This is a genomic window from Nostoc sp. FACHB-152 (assembly GCF_014697475.1).
Lineage (GTDB): Bacteria > Cyanobacteriota > Cyanobacteriia > Cyanobacteriales > Nostocaceae > Nostoc_B.
This window is the reverse complement of the sequence record NZ_JACJRV010000001.1, coordinates 468,168-483,250: the sequence shown is the minus strand read 5'-3', so window position 1 is coordinate 483,250 and position 15,083 is coordinate 468,168. Positions and strand designations below refer to the sequence as shown.

14 protein-coding genes are annotated in these 15,083 nt (G+C 40.3%); 6 read left to right on the top strand and 8 right to left on the bottom strand.

Going from position 1 to position 15,083, the window contains the following annotated elements; all coding sequences use genetic code 11:
* Positions 1–489: 489 nt before the first annotated feature.
* The 6 genes from H6G76_RS01910 to H6G76_RS01890 all read right to left on the bottom strand — a co-directional run bounded on the left by H6G76_RS01910 (position 490) and on the right by H6G76_RS01890 (position 4,250).
* Positions 490–1,038, bottom strand: a complete 549-nt coding sequence (locus H6G76_RS01910; protein WP_190694690.1) for a DUF948 domain-containing protein — start codon at positions 1,036–1,038, stop codon at positions 490–492.
* A gap of 11 nt (positions 1,039–1,049) precedes the next feature.
* Positions 1,050–1,400 (bottom strand): YtxH domain-containing protein, encoded by a 351-nt coding sequence (locus H6G76_RS01905; RefSeq protein WP_190694688.1) that lies wholly within the window; start codon positions 1,398–1,400, stop codon positions 1,050–1,052.
* 96 nt (positions 1,401–1,496) lie between these two features.
* Positions 1,497–1,850: a hypothetical protein gene (locus H6G76_RS01900; RefSeq protein ID WP_190694686.1), complete on the bottom strand. Its 354-nt coding sequence runs from the start codon at positions 1,848–1,850 to the stop codon at positions 1,497–1,499.
* A 154-nt stretch (positions 1,851–2,004) separates the two neighbouring features.
* Entirely contained in the window at positions 2,005–3,222 is a 1,218-nt protein-coding gene (locus H6G76_RS01895) for a HetZ-related protein (protein ID WP_190694683.1), read from the bottom strand.
* A gap of 79 nt (positions 3,223–3,301) precedes the next feature.
* Positions 3,302–3,436, bottom strand: a complete 135-nt coding sequence (locus H6G76_RS37610; RefSeq protein WP_277883069.1) for a hypothetical protein — start codon at positions 3,434–3,436, stop codon at positions 3,302–3,304.
* Between the two features lie 154 nt (positions 3,437–3,590).
* On the bottom strand, positions 3,591–4,250 hold the full coding sequence (locus H6G76_RS01890; RefSeq protein WP_190694681.1) for an L-threonylcarbamoyladenylate synthase: 660 nt from the start codon (positions 4,248–4,250) through the stop codon (positions 3,591–3,593).
* 92 nt (positions 4,251–4,342) lie between these two features.
* Between H6G76_RS01890 and larC the strand changes: the two genes are divergently transcribed.
* Positions 4,343–5,608 carry a nickel pincer cofactor biosynthesis protein LarC gene (gene larC, locus H6G76_RS01885; protein WP_190694679.1) on the top strand — a complete coding sequence of 422 codons (1,266 nt, stop codon included), beginning with the start codon at positions 4,343–4,345 and terminating at the stop codon, positions 5,606–5,608.
* A gap of 241 nt (positions 5,609–5,849) precedes the next feature.
* Here larC and H6G76_RS01880 read toward each other — a convergent pair whose 3' ends face one another.
* Complete coding sequence (locus H6G76_RS01880) at positions 5,850–6,416, bottom strand: hypothetical protein (RefSeq protein ID WP_190694677.1); 567 nt, start codon at positions 6,414–6,416, stop codon at positions 5,850–5,852.
* A gap of 98 nt (positions 6,417–6,514) precedes the next feature.
* The gene (locus H6G76_RS01875) at positions 6,515–7,021 is read right to left on the bottom strand and encodes a DUF6658 family protein (protein WP_190694675.1); all 507 of its coding nucleotides are present in this window, start codon (positions 7,019–7,021) and stop codon (positions 6,515–6,517) included.
* 531 nt (positions 7,022–7,552) lie between these two features.
* On the opposite strand from H6G76_RS01875, the gene H6G76_RS01870 reads away from it, so the two are divergent.
* The 5 genes from H6G76_RS01870 (at position 7,553) to H6G76_RS01850 (ending at position 15,057) form a co-directional block, all read left to right on the top strand.
* Positions 7,553–8,491 (top strand): lysylphosphatidylglycerol synthase domain-containing protein, encoded by a 939-nt coding sequence (locus tag H6G76_RS01870; RefSeq protein ID WP_242056286.1) that lies wholly within the window; start codon positions 7,553–7,555, stop codon positions 8,489–8,491.
* A gap of 159 nt (positions 8,492–8,650) precedes the next feature.
* Positions 8,651–9,364, top strand: coding sequence for a DUF305 domain-containing protein (locus H6G76_RS01865; protein ID WP_190694673.1), 714 nt, complete (start codon positions 8,651–8,653; stop codon positions 9,362–9,364).
* A 281-nt stretch (positions 9,365–9,645) separates the two neighbouring features.
* Positions 9,646–11,304, top strand: coding sequence for an efflux RND transporter periplasmic adaptor subunit (locus H6G76_RS01860; protein WP_190694672.1), 1,659 nt, complete (start codon positions 9,646–9,648; stop codon positions 11,302–11,304).
* A 39-nt stretch (positions 11,305–11,343) separates the two neighbouring features.
* Positions 11,344–11,970: a class I SAM-dependent methyltransferase gene (locus tag H6G76_RS01855; RefSeq protein ID WP_190694670.1), complete on the top strand. Its 627-nt coding sequence runs from the start codon at positions 11,344–11,346 to the stop codon at positions 11,968–11,970.
* Positions 11,971–11,982: 12 nt separating this feature from the next.
* Complete coding sequence (locus H6G76_RS01850) at positions 11,983–15,057, top strand: efflux RND transporter permease subunit (RefSeq protein WP_190694668.1); 3,075 nt, start codon at positions 11,983–11,985, stop codon at positions 15,055–15,057.
* Positions 15,058–15,083: the final 26 nt, after the last annotated feature.

Genomic DNA, 15,083 nt, shown 5'->3' with positions numbered 1-15,083 from the left:
TAAATCAAGATTTTTATTCAGTGGTCAAATGGTAAACTTTCGCTATTGTTTTAACTACATTCTACAGAGAGGTAAATAGCCTATCTTGGGTAAGGTATCTGGTGCGATCGCTTTTAAACTTAGATAATATAACCTAAATTCAGTATAATTTAAAACTATTAGTTTGGTACTGGACTGACACATCTAAAATAGTGCATAAAATTACCTCTTGTGGTGTGGGCATCCTACTCGCAACGGACGGGCTACCAGCCCAGACCACAAGATATTTATCATGCAACTAATGGGTTTTTCGACTTGTGTGTACACCGTAGGGCCAGGGGAGGGTCAATCGTAAATCTTCCTTGAGAATGTATGCAAACTATCAAACACTTTACTAAGCTGCTAATAACAACACACCATCAGGGAACGACTCATAACCCGTAGTCGTTCCCATTCTCTTGTAATCGATTTGCTACCGAGGTATTGATATCTGCATTTAGTACATCTGCCTCAAGTAAGGTAATCTTCATCCTCAAAACTGTTATCCCAGTTAGAAGCTTCATGATAATCTTCTTTGGAGCGGTAAGCTTCTGCCTTAGTACGGCGGTTGTCTGGTCTTAAGGCTTCTCGTTCTCGCAATGTTAGCTGTGGTTTTTCGGCACTCGGTAAACGTTCAACTGTTCGCTTGGCAGATTTTTGGCGTGTAAAAGTTTTCCAAGCGGTTTTCATGCCAATAAAGATGCTGCGAGTTCCTACTTGAATATTTTGAGCTTGCTTTTTTGCACCATCAATGCTTTGGTCAACTTGTTTAACGACTTGACCAGCACTTTTCACACCTTCACTAACATCATTGGTTAAGTCAGTGATTTCACTACCTGTGGTGCGGATGGAATTTAATGTTGGGGGTAATTCTCTGGAAAGGGTGTCAAAAAATTTTTCTGCACTGCGGGCGGCGCGTGCTAGTTCTTGCAAAGCGGGTATAGCCGCCACTAAAACAGCCGTCAAACTAGCGGCGACTAAAAGTAGGGATAGTCCCAACCAAAACAGGGGATCAATCACGGTTATGCTATTTATGAACGTTCCAAAGGCTGAGGAAGTGAATCTGAGTCTTCTTGATCTGCTTCCCGCTTCAAGACTTGACTTTCGCGCTGAGTTGCATCTATACCAGCTGCGATCGCTTCTTTGAGCCTATCTAAAGTTTCATCCCAGTTTTTGAGTGCATTATTAGACAGCCGATCTGCCTGAATTTGCACACTTGTTGATAAATCTTCTGCTAATTCTGGGATGGCATCAGCAGATTTCTTGAGAAGTTTACGCGTTTCGCGCCCTGTGCGAGGAGCAATCAGCAACCCGGTTAAAGCACCGATAGTAGCTCCCAGCATCAAACCGCCAAAAAAGACTCCAGAACGGTTATTAGACATCTTTATTGTTTCTCTCCTTACACCCATTTTAGGTGGGTTTTCTGCCATTGCATAACTAGAATAATGGTTCTTCCGTTAATTTATTGTGACAATTGCTTATCCATAAATGTTGCCACTGTTCTTTGCGGTTTTAGTTACGGTCTTCCTGAACACCACAGGATTACCCTTAGGAAAATAACGTTGTCCTAGCAATAGTAGGCTGACAATTTGCCGCACTAGTTGGATTCTTAATTGTAGGGATTGATTACTCTGACGAAGATTGTGGAGATTTTGCTGACTAATACCAAGGTTTACAGGTGCTTGAGATAACCAAGTATCGCAACATTTTTCATAGGCAGTTAGTCTATCTGCTACCCATGCTATTCGCTGCTTTATATTCCATACTTGCCAAGCTATGAACAATAACAATAGGGAAATAAAAATATTAATAACGACAACTACTGTAACCATTGTTTAATTTTATTGGTGGCTGATTTGATAGAGTGCGATCGCAGCTTCTGATAACCTAGAGTAACTGGTAAAGCGATCGCTCTAGATTGAAAGCATCCTTAACAACTACTCTGCGGAACTTTGTGTTTACCCCAGCCAGCCTCTGCGGTTAAACTCAACCAGTTTGCACCTCATCACTACCATTACGAATTGACCAAGCAATTTCTAGTAGTTGAGTCCAGCGTTTTTGTAATTGTTTAGGAGTGCATTTAAGAGCTTTAGTAATCTCCTGATCACTATATTTTGCAGCTTTCAACTGCAAAAGTTGTTGTTCTTGAGGAGACAGTACATTGATAAAAGTTTCCCACTGCTGGGAAGACAAGCCTAATTTTTGGTCTAAACCTGCGCCTAACCATTGATGGACTAATTGCCATTGATGTTGCTTGGCAAACTTTTCAACATGATATTTGAAGCGTTGTTGTAAGTAATCGCGCTGACGGGCTGTTAAACCAAGAATGTGGTCGATTTCGGGTGCAGAAAGGTCTTGCAGTTTCAGGCTGAGGTAGTCAACGCAGTCAGTTTGACCTTGAGATTCTAGATATTTTACTAATTCAGAGATGACGCGATCGCGTTCTGACTCTTCTGATATATCAACATTACTTTGGGCAATCATTTTTGAGCGGATTTGCTGAACCGCCGGATTGCGTTGGTAAGATTCTGCTTCTTCACTTTTCGCAGAATCAACAGCCATTTCAATATCTACAGGAGTTTCTTGGGGTTGACGACGCGCAAAGCCTTGAGCGCGTAGGATAATTAATTGTTGATTATTCCCACCAGCTAAACTGATACGACGTTTGGCATACTGTTCTGTAAATGCCATGTATTCAGCTAATTGCAGTTGGGTGCGTGGTTGATAATCTTCAGCTAATTCATTTTCCCGACGGAAAGCTTTGATAGCTTCAATATAAAAAGCTTGCAAAAAATCTTCAATCAAATTGTAGCGAGCTTGAAAGCCATACTCCGCGCCAGATGGGGTAACATGACGATAAACCATTGCACCCAAGCTGCTGTGTAACTCTACCCGTCCCCGCCGAGAACCTAGTTGGTAATAATGCAGACACTTGTGCAAACGATGTTTTGCCAAAGTTAACTGCCAAGATGGGACTTCTCCAGATGTTTGGATACGAGAACTCTTCTCACAAATCCGTTTGGCTTCTTTAGCTATGCGTTGCGCCACAGCTTGTACACACCCAGGGCCAGCCTTGACTTGCGGTTGTATTTCTTGACACAACAGTTGCACTAAAGTATCTGTAGTGGAAACTTCTTCATTAGCAACATTGTTAACAATAAAATTAGGTTTGGAGATTGGTAGATTTACAAGGTTGGCTTTCATGGATTTTTATAGGGTAGAGTATAGCACCGTAACTACAACGCAAAGATAACACCTGCTAAAGGTCTTGTCTGGAAACTTATTATTCATCCATCCAAGATTCATCGCCAGCACTGTTGATATCTATGACTGTAGGAAATTTCAAAAAGTTACAGGGAAAGTAGTGTGTCGCTTTCTTTCTCCGTAACCAAATTGCGGGACGGCTATAAATAATCATTACGTCTGCAAATCGTTAAAACGCTTGGTGTATATACTTTTACTCCTATCTGCTGCTAAACAGTTCCCGGCTTGATCAGTATGACAATCCCAAAACTGGAGCATTATTCTGACTAGATTCTGAAACAGGTGTTTCAGCTGATGAAATCTAACTTTTATACCCATGCTGCTACTGCTTCCCAACCTAAACCTTGTCTCGTAATGATTGGTTCGTCTCCCGTTAAGTCCACAATTGTCGATACCTCATAGGTTGGTTCCTGACCCGTATCTACAATTACATCCACTAAGTTATCGAGATAATCAAATAACTCTACCCGCGATAGTATGGGTTCAACACCCGTACTAAACTTGCCGTTACCACTTTCATTGGGTGGCAAATGTGCCGACGTAGAAATAATTGGATTTCCTAAAGCTTCTAGTAATGCTAGGCAAACTGTATGGTCTGGTACGCGGATACCTGTAGTTTTGCGTTTAGGATTCTGCACTAGTCGCGGCACTAACTTAGTAGCCGGTAGCAAAAATGTATAAGGGCCAGGAATTAGCCGCTTCATCAACCGATAAGCTGTATCACTAACAAACGCATAAGTCGCTACATTTGACAATGAAGGACATAAAAATGTTAATGGTTTATCGTTTGCTAACTGCTTAATTTGCCTCACGCGTTCCACCGCCGACTTAGAATTTAAATCACAACCGATCGCATAAACAGTATCAGTTGGGTAAAGCATAACCGCACCATTAGATAGTGCAGATTTTATTTCCTCTATTCGGCGGCTTTGGGGATTATCCGGATGCACTGTAAGAATTTTTGCCATAGAACACGGAAGTTTAGGAAATGGAGCAGGGGGCAGGGGGCAAGGGGGAAAATAACAAATGACCAATGACGATTGACCATTGACAAACCCCTATGAGTAAAATAGCTTATCTTCAATGCCCGACGGGAATTTCTGGTGATATGTGCCTAGGAGCCTTAGTTAGTCTGGGTGTTCCTGTAGATTATTTAGTTACCAAATTAAATGGCTTGGGAATTGCCCAGGAGTACCATTTGCGGGCAGCACTTGTGCAAAAGAATGGGCAACAGGCAACTAAGGTGGATGTAGATTTAGTAGAACATCACCACCATGACCATAAACATGATCATCATCATGGTCGTCATCTACCAGAAATTGAGCGAATGATCCTTCAGGCTGGTTTGCCATCACGGGCAGAGGCTTGGAGTTTAGCAGTATTCCGGCGATTAGCAGTAGCGGAAGGTGCAGTGCATGGGATTGCACCGGAAAAGGTACACTTCCACGAAGTGGGTGCTGTGGATGCGATCGTGGATATTGTCGGTACTTGTCTGGGGTTAGATTGGCTGGGAATTGATAGTGACAAGGCAGGTTTTCCCTTACTATACTGCTCGGCATTGCCAACAGGTGGCGGCACAGTGCGGGCGGCGCATGGTCAAATGGCTGTACCAGTACCAGCAGTTTTGAAGTTATGGGAAATGAGGGGTTGCCCAGTTTATAGTAACGGCATTGAAAAGGAACTGGTAACACCAACAGGAGCTGCGATCGCCACTACTTTAGCGAGAGAATTTGGTAATCCGCCATCAATGACCCTCAAACAAGTGGGATTGGGCGCAGGAACCATCAATCTTCCTATTTCCAATATACTACGCCTCTGGCTGGGTGAAAGCAGCAGTTTACAGGCGGATATCACCAACTCTCAGGAAGATAGCCCAACTTTAGAAACAATATCGGTACTCGAAACTCAAATTGATGATTTAAATCCCCAGGCGGTTGGTTATGTATTTGAAGCGTTATTTGCGGCTGGGGCTGTGGATGTCTTCACCCAAGCAATAGGTATGAAAAAGTCCCGTCCGGGTACTTTATTGACTGTAATTTGTCATCCAGACAATTTAGCCAGTTGTGAAGCAGTTTTATTCCGAGAAACCACTACATTGGGAATTCGCCGCACTACTCAGCAACGCGCCATTCTGCAACGAGAAATTCAACAAATAGAAACTCAATATGGCACAGTGCGTGTCAAGGTAGCATGGCAAGGAGAAGCAACAGCAAAATCCATTACCAACGTGCAACCAGAATACGAAGATTGTGCGGAGTTAGCACGAAAACACAATCTGCCTTGGCGTGAAATTCAACGGCTTGCCCTTCAGAGTTGGTATTCTTAATATGGAATAGGTGACAGGTGACAGGTTACACGTGTCTAAATTACCTAAAAAAGACCAGGTAAAAAAAATAATCCAGAGCCATGATTCTGGCTCTGGATTATTTAACTTGACTAAATAAAGAATGAAGTGAAAATTAGTACAATATTTTCTCTTCTAGCAGCTGACAAAATTCAGTTTTTACTGAATCATGCACTATCCCTTTATCAAAGAGTTAATTTCATACTTCACACTTCATACTTCATTAGTCTTTGTTTAATGTCTGTTTCATAGCGTTGGTATCATCTTCTCTTTTGTTTTGAGCATTTTTACCCAAGTTTTGAGCAGCATCAGAGGTATTGTCTTTCAGGTTTTCAATACCGCGTTTGGTTCCCTTAGCTACACCTTCTGCGGTTCCTTGAGCAGAACTACCAATATCTTCACCTAAGTTTTTCACTCTTTCAGGGAAGGAAGTACCTTGGCGATAATTACGAGCATATTGATCTGCGGAGTCAACGCCTTTTTCGTTGATATTTCTATCGGAATTTCTGCTCAAATCGTCGGCTCTATTTTGTGCCGCTTTTTCAAAGTTTTTAGCTCTAGGATCATTATCACTAAAGTTGTTCATCCCGCCTTCAGGAGCATTAAGGTTGTACTCTTTGGTGGGGTCGTAACGCTTAGTATAACCTGATTCAGCACCAGGTTGCTGGGATGGTTGAGTTGCATTAGCACCGCTACAAGCTTGTGTCAGGATGAGAAACATACCTGCCAAGAAAACGCTTAAAACCTTGAAAGGACGAATATTCTTGAACCAATTAATCACTCTTTGCATAGTGTTACTCCTTGAGTTTGTGTAACTAAGTTAAAGATTATTGGAGATAAAATTTGGGATAAATTTTTAGTCTCCTACCTGGGAAAAAATCAAGAACTCTATCTGCCTACTGCTGGATTTTTTTGTAACTCAGGTCTAGCACTGGCTTCTGCTGCTTTATCTTGGACAAAGCTACTAGCATCTTGAAATTGTTCTTTCACAGTTTCGAGGCGATCTGATACTCGATTTCCTAAGTCAGATTGATTTTGAATTAAACCACCCGGTTCAGGTTGTTGAAAGTTTTCTCTTGTAATTATTGGCAATTCTTTTTCTTTCTCTACTCTACCTTGTGGTGTTTCAGCACCGGGATAGAGTATTTCTGATTCAGAGTTTGTAGCAATTAATAAATCAGAAGGTAGGGCGGAAACGTTTCTGGTATATTTATCTCCACCGTTCTTATGAGGATTGTTTGCACCACCAGCTTGTACAGCAGGGTTATTAGGATTTGCACCTGTCTGATCTCCGCTTGTGCAAGCAGTACTAACTATCAACAATAAACCAGCCAAAAATACAGTTACAATTTGACGCACTCGTAGTTTTTTCAATAAATCTGTGAGTTTTTTCATTGATACCTCCTTTCAGCCATGAACAAGTTTTTTTGCTTATAATTTATTACAAGATAAGCAAGTTTGGTTCCTTGTTTTAGGTGAGCATTATTGAACCAACAGTCTTTAATTTAATTGATATAAAATTAATTATGCATCTGGCTTAAGCTACATTATATTGCCCGAAAATGCCCAAATTCTATCTAACTAGAGAGAGAGAAAACTAGTTTTTTCAGCTTTTAATTCGGGGAAATGACTTCAAAAATAAAACCAAATTTAAAAAATACTAAGGCTTGGTTTATTTCATACTTAAGAGGGATTGTCAAGTATTCAAAATAATATAAAAAGCTAAATTCAATTTAATAGTAATATTGCTTAAATCAAATATTTACCTGAAAAGAATTTAATTGGCTCAGTGTAATGAGAAATAGATAGTCAAAAGCATTACCTAAGTTTTCAGCAAAATTGAAGATTAATTTTTTAAGTGCTTGAGGATGTGGCTGATGTACCATAAGATTTAAGACATTCAAACCTTGGTGCTGAAGTTATTAAATGACCAAAGTGATGAAGCAATTTTTACGCTGGCTAATTTTGGGGGGAACGCTATTTTTTGTCGCCAAAGCCTTAAAAGATAATTGGGCTGGGGTGACAACTATGGAAATTGATGCAGCAGGATGGGCTATTCTAGCGATCGCCACTGGCGTAACTTTGCTAGCACATATTTGGGCTGGCTGGATTTGGACTTGGATTTTACGAGATTTGAAGCAACCTGTATCATCTGTACAATTCATCCAAGTATACTTAATAACAAACATCGCCAAATATTTGCCGGGTAATGTTTGGCATTATTATGGGCGAATTGTGGCAGCGAAAAATGCTAATGTTTCTACAGGTGCAGCTACCTTGAGTGTGTTGCTAGAACCCCTACTCATGGCCGCAGCAGCTTTTATGGTTTTTGTTTTATTTGGTGGTCAATTAGCGACTTATCAGACTAATTTAGCGATAACAATATTACAATTTTTAATTTTGATTTTAGTGCTGTCTGCGGTGCATCCTAAATTTTTAAACCCAGTAATTAGCCTGTTATCTAAAGTAAAAAATAGAAAATCTGCTAATAGTAATTCATCAAACGAGGCTCTCAGCCTTGAACGCTATCCTTTACGTCCCTTATTAGGAGAAGTTGGTTTTTTAACACTACGGAGTTTGGGATTTATTTTAACTATAGTTGCAATTAGCCCTGTGAGTCTGAGCCAGATTCCCTTGTTAGTGGGAGCTTTTAGTTTTGCTTGGTTGTTAGGGTTGATAGTTCCCGGTGCGCCAGGGGGATTAGGTGTATTTGAAGCAACCGCGATCGCACTTTTGCAAAATCGCTTTCCTGCTGCTGTCGTAATTAGTGCGATCGCTTTATATCGTCTGATTAGTATCTTAGCGGAAACATCTGGTGCAGCCTTAGCTTGGCTAGATGAACGTTTGGTCATAACCAATAATTAAAGACTGCATTTAAATTTCATCTCTATTTCATTTACAGTTGTTAGGCTGTGTAATAAGTACAAGAGTCAGTTTGTACATATAAAATTATTTAAGTGAAATTCATCCTGAAAATTTTACTTAAATAATTAAGTTGTAGTCTAACTAAAAAAAATCTTACATATGCAATTACCAACTCTCAAAAACAGCTTTTTAGCATTGGCATTATTAGCCGCTTCTTTTTCAAGCAGTTTGTTAACGGCTTGTTCTACAAGTATAAGTTCCAGTCAAGAACCAAATACTGCCACAACCACCGCAGATACCAGTAACCAGCAACACATGAATCATGGTGGTGGAATGATGGATCATAGTGGTATGCACCACGGTATGACAATGGATTTAGGCCCAGCCGATGCGAACTATGATTTGCGGTTTATTGATGCGATGATTCCTCATCATCAAGGTGCAGTGGAAATGGCGAGTGTTGCACAGCAAAAATCTCAACGCCCAGAAATTAAAAAGCTGGCAGACGAAATCATCAAAGCGCAAAACCAAGAAATTTCTCAAATGAAACAGTGGCGCACAGCTTGGTATCCCAAAGCAGGAAATCAAGCTGTAGCTTATGATGCCCAACAGAAAAAAACAGTCAATATGTCATCCCAGCAAATGCAAGCCATGATGATGAACATGGACTTGGGTGCAGCTGATGCTCAATTTGATTTGCGCTTCATCAATGCGATGATTCCTCACCATGAAGCAGCAGTAGTTATGGCTAAAGATGCAGCACAAAAATCTCAGCGTCCAGAAATTAAGAATTTGGCTCAAGCAATTATCAAAGCGCAAGATACTGAGATTAACCAAATGAAGCAGTGGCGCAAAGCTTGGTATAAGAAGTAGTTTTTAGTGGTTTATTGCGTTAATTGATAAAACGAACCGCAAAGGGCGCAAAGTACACGAAGAAGGAAGAAAAGAAGTTGAAAAGTTGATTTGCACTCATAACTCTTTCTTTACGCCTTTGCGTCTACTCTGCGAGAACGGCTTCGCCGAATGCGTGAGACTTAAAATTCTTGTTCTCCAATACCAAGTACAAGTCTAATTTCATCCCTATTTCATTTAGTGATGAAACACTGGAGTCAGGTGCAGAAATTTGCCCTTATACTTCAGGATTTCGGATAGCGATGTCAAACTCTCTGCGTTTCCCCACAGTTTTATTCGTGAGCTTGCTTTTGTTCGCAAGTCCCGCAGTAGTTCTAGCGCACGCTGGACACGGCAATGAATTTTCAGGAGAACATGAAGCTACCCCAGCAAATACTTCCATTCAAGTTGATACGGAAACAGCCCAACGGCTAGGAATTAAAGTTGAACCTGTCAAACGTCAAGGTTTAGCTGTCAGTATTAAAACCACAGGACAGATTGAAACGCTACCTAGCAAACAAGTAGAAGTGACAACGCCTATTCCGGGGGCGAAAGTGCTTGAACTATTGGTGGAACCTGGTGCTTTGGTGAAACAAGGTCAACCTGTAGCTGTGGTTTCTAGCCCTGATTTGGTATCGTTGCGTGTAGAGTCACAAGAAAAACTGGCGCAAGGACAGGCTGATTTACAACAAGCTTTAGCTGATTTAAAATTAGCGCAACAAAACCGCGATCGCTATCAACAAATCACAACTGCGGAAATTGCTCAAGCCCAAAGTCAAGTAGCATTCGCTCAAGAAAAATATGACAAAGACAAGCAATTAGCCGAAGCAGGTGCTTTACCTCAACGCAATGCCTTAGAATCTCAAACGCAGCTGACAGAAGCGAAAGCCCAACTAACTAAAGCCAATAGCCGCAGGGAAGTTATTGAAGCAGAAAATCAACTCAAACGCGCCCAAGCTGCTGTTGATGTCGCCAAGTCCCGAATCAGCCTGAGTAACAGCACTTATCAAACTCGCTTACAACAACTCGGCATTCGCAGCAACGCCCAAGGATTAGTTACAGTTACAGCACCGATTTCCGGTCGGGTTGCAGATAGAGAAGTCACAATTGGTCAAACATTTAATGATGCAGGTGGCAAATTAATGACGCTGGTTAATGATAGCCGCGTGTTTGCCACAGCTAATATTTACGAAAAAGATTTGAATAAAGTTCGTCAAGGTCAACGGGTAAACGTCAAAATTGCTGCTTTACCTAAGCGCACATTTACTGGACGTATAACTGTAATTAATTCTGTGGTGACAGGTGACACGCGAGTTGTACCTGTAAAAGCCGAAATTAATAATCCTGGTGGCGTACTCAAACCAGGAATGTTCGCTCAATTAGAAGTTCTCACAGACGAAGCATCATCAACGGTGTTAGTTATTCCCTCGGCTGCGGTTGTTGATGTTAATGGTAAATCACAGGTTTACATCCAAAACGGTAACGCTTACCAAGCAGTCGAAGTGGTTTTGGGTCAAACCTCTGGCGATATGGTTGAGGTCAAAACTGGTTTATTTGAGGGAGATTTAATAGTAACTCAGCGCGCACCACAACTTTACGCGCAGTCATTACGGGGTGGTAGCAAGTCTAAGCAAGCTGACCATGAACAGGCAGAAACTACCACAAAAACAACATCAAATATGCCAGTACCACTGTGGCTAATAGGTGTTGGGGGTGGAACTGCGGTAGCTACATCTTTTATGGTCGGTGCTTTTTGGTCAAATCGCCGGACTCGTTCTCGGCTGTTAGCAGCAGATGAGTTTGATAATGACAGATTCAGTTATGAAACTGAAGTGTATGTCAACGGAAATCAAAAGTCAAAATTATCTAATTCTGCCTTAATTGCTGATGATAAAAATCATCGTCATTCAGAAGATAATTAGCAGCTAATTTTATTTATATAGTAATTAGATCTAAATCCTATGAGTGAGACATTAGTTAGTCAAGAATATAACAGAATTGCAAATTTCTACGATCAACGATGGAATAGTTATATTAGCAAAACCCTTTCTTTTCTGAAAAATTGGGTAAATATTCCCTCAACAGCAATAGTGCTTGATGTTGCTTGTGGAACAGGAGAGTTTGAACGCTTACTACTTCAAAAAAATTCTACACAACAAGTAACCGGAATAGATATTTCCGAAAAAATGCTAAGTATAGCTCAAGAAAAATGTTTGAGTTATCCTAATGTTTCTTTTAAAATTGGTTCGGCATCAGCATTACCTTGTGCCACTAATACTTTTGATATTATCGTATCTGCAAGTGCATTTCATTATTTTGAAGACCCTGATACTGCGTTAGCAGAAATGAAACGTGTTCTTAAGCCCGATGGTCAACTGGTGATTTTAGATTGGTGTAGAGATTATTTTTTATGTAAATTATTGGATTTATTTTTGAGGGTTTTTGATTCAGCACATAAGCAGTGTTACTCTCAAGCTGAATTGCATCAAATTCTAACTAATGCGGGTTTTAATATTTGTCGTGCCACCAAAACTCGCTTTGGCTTTTTCTGGGGATTAATGATAGCTACAGTCACACCTGAAATTTAGATAGGTTTGTCAATGCTGAGTGCGATTATAAAATGGGCGATCGCTCGTCGTTGGTTAGTTATTTTAAGTACAATTATTCTTACAATTTGGATATTTCGCACAATTATCCAAATGCCATTGGATGTTTTTCCTAGCTTCGCGCCACCTCAAGTTGAAATTCAAACTGAAGCCCCAGGACTAGCTCCAGAAGAGGTTGAATCTTTAGTAACTTTACCAATTGAAAGTGCGATTAATGGTACGCCAGGAGTAACAGCAGTACGTTCTTCCAGCGCGTCGGGACTCTCTGTTGTGAAAGTTATTTTTAACTGGGGAAGCGATATTTATCAAGCCCGTCAATTAGTTACAGAAAGATTACAACAAGCGCAAGGTAAGCTCCCGGAAGGAATAGAAACGCCACAAATTTCTCCTACTAGTTCACCTATTGGGACTGTTTTACAATACGCCTTTACATCCGAAAGCAATTCTTTAATGGAAGTTCGGCGCATTGTTGATTGGCAAGTTACAAATCGTCTGTTAGCCGTTCCTGGAGTGAGTCAGGTAATAGCTTATGGTGGTGATGTTAGACAATATCAAGTGTTAGTTGACCCACTAAAAATGAGTGCTTTTAATCTCAGTTTAGAAGACGTACAAAAAGCGGTTGCGGCGGTGAATATTAACGCGCCTGGCGGCTATTTAATCACTCCTGATCGAGAAAAGTTAATTCGTGGGATTGGCAGAATTGAGTCTATAGAAGAATTACAACAATCAGTAATTACAGCGCGTAATGGTACACCTATAAAAATATCTGATGTTGCTGACGTACAAATTGGTGCAGCCATCAAACGCGGCGATGGTAGCTTTAACGGTCAAAAAGCAATCATTGTCATGATTAATAAGCAGCCGCAAGCTGATACCCCCACTGTCACCCGCGCGATTGAGTCAGCAATGGCAGAAGTGAAAGCAGGATTACCCCAAGATATCAAAGTTACTGCTACTTTTCGGCAAGAAAATTATATAGATTCTTCGATTGAAAATGTCAGAGAAGCTTTAATAGAAGGCAGCATTATTGTTGCTTTAATTTTGATTCCTTTTTTGATGAATTGGCGAAACTTAGCTATTTGTTTAACCGCCTTACCTTTATCTTTACTTGTGGGAGTGTTATTACTAAATTGGTTAGGTCAAGGTTTAAATACGATGACCTTGGGAGGATTAGCTGTAGCCATTGGTTCAGCCGTTGATGATGCGATTGTTGATGCTGAAAATGTTTATCGTAACTTGCGAGAGAATAAATATTCAGCCAACCCCCGCCCCGTTTTAGATGTAGTTTTTGATGGCTGTCAGGAAGTTAGAGATTCAGTTTTTGGGGCAACCGTGATTACTATTGTTGTCTTTTCACCAGTGTTTGCTTTAACTGGTGTTGAAGGGAGTATTTTTATTCCTATGGGGTTGGGTTATATGGCGGCGGTGATTGCATCTAGTATCACTGCTTTGACAGTCACTCCTGCTTTATGTGCCATCCTTTTACCTCATGGTAATTTACCAGAGATAGAACCTTGGGTAGCTAGATTTTTTAAGAGACTTTATCAGCCTATACTCATATTTTCTCTACGCTATTCACAGATTATTCTAGGTATAGCAATTGCCAGTTTAGTCGCAGCAATTATAGTTTTTCCCTCCTTTGGGAGAGTGTTTTTACCAGAGTTTCAAGAACAAACTTTAGTTAATACTTTAATGCTATATCCAGGTGTTTCTTTAGAAACTACAAATGCAGCCGGGGAAGCTTTGCAAGCAGCACTCAAAAATGATTCGAGATTTCCTTATGTACAGTTGCGTTCTGGACGTGCGCCTGGTGATGCAGATGCGGCTGGCGTAAATTTAGCGCACTTGGATATTGAGTTAAGTGATACAGGGATGAAAGATAGACAAGGGACAATTGAAAAACTGCGTCAAGAGTTTGCCAAATTACCAGGAGTAGCACCAAATATTGGCGGGTTTATTTCGCATCGCATGGATGAGGTATTATCAGGAGTAAGAAGTGCGATCGCAGTTAAAATTTTTGGCTCAGATTTAGCTCAACTCCGCGTTATTGGTAGTCAAGTAGATGGCGTAATGAAAACTGTTGATGGCATTGTTGATTTACAATTAGAACCTCAAATACCAATCGAACAAATCCAAATTAAGTTTAACCGCGAAGCTGCATCTCGCTATGGTTTAACAGCCGGACAATTATCAGAAATTATCGAAACTGCCCTCAACGGTAGAGTAGTTGCACAAGTTTTAGAAAATCAACAAACTTTTGATTTAGTTGTTTGGTTAAAGTCAGATGCACGCCAAAATTTAGATGCTATAGGAAATTTGTTGGTTGATACTCCCGTTGGCCAAAAAATTCCATTATCACAAGTAGCCACTATTGATAATGGTACTGGCCCAAATACCATCAATAGAGAAAATGTTTCTCGTTTAATTGTAGTTTCTGCTAATGCCAGGGGCAGCGATTTACGTTCTATCGTCAATGAAATTCAAACTAAAGTTAAGCAACAAGTGCAAATACCTGCTGGTTACTATATCCAATATGCTGGACAATTTGAAGCTGAAGAAAGAGCTACGCAAAATATTTTGATATTCAGTGTTATTGCCTTCATTGCAATTACAATCATTATGTATCTGTCTGTCAAATCTATTCCTTCTACCGTCATGATTATGATTAACTTACCCCTGGCGTTAGTAGGAGGAGTATTTTCTGTAGCTTTGACTGGTGGAGTTTTATCTATTGCTTCTCTGGTTGGTTTTATTACTTTATTTGGAGTAGCCACTCGCAATGGTTTGTTATTAGTAGATAATTACAATACAAAATATGCAGAAGGGTTATCACTTAAAGAAGTTTTAATTCAAGGCTCAATGGAACGTCTAAATGCTATCTTAATGACAGCCTTTACCTCAGCTTTAGGATTAGCACCTTTAGTGTTTGAGGGTGGAGCAGGTAAAGAAATTTTACAACCTTTGTCGATAGTTGTTTTAGGTGGATTAGTGACTTCCACAGCATTAACTTTAGTTGTATTACCTGCTTTATATGCCAAATTTGGCAAACTTTTATTAGCCAAAAATTAGTCTTATTTTTGTTAGTCAAGGATTCA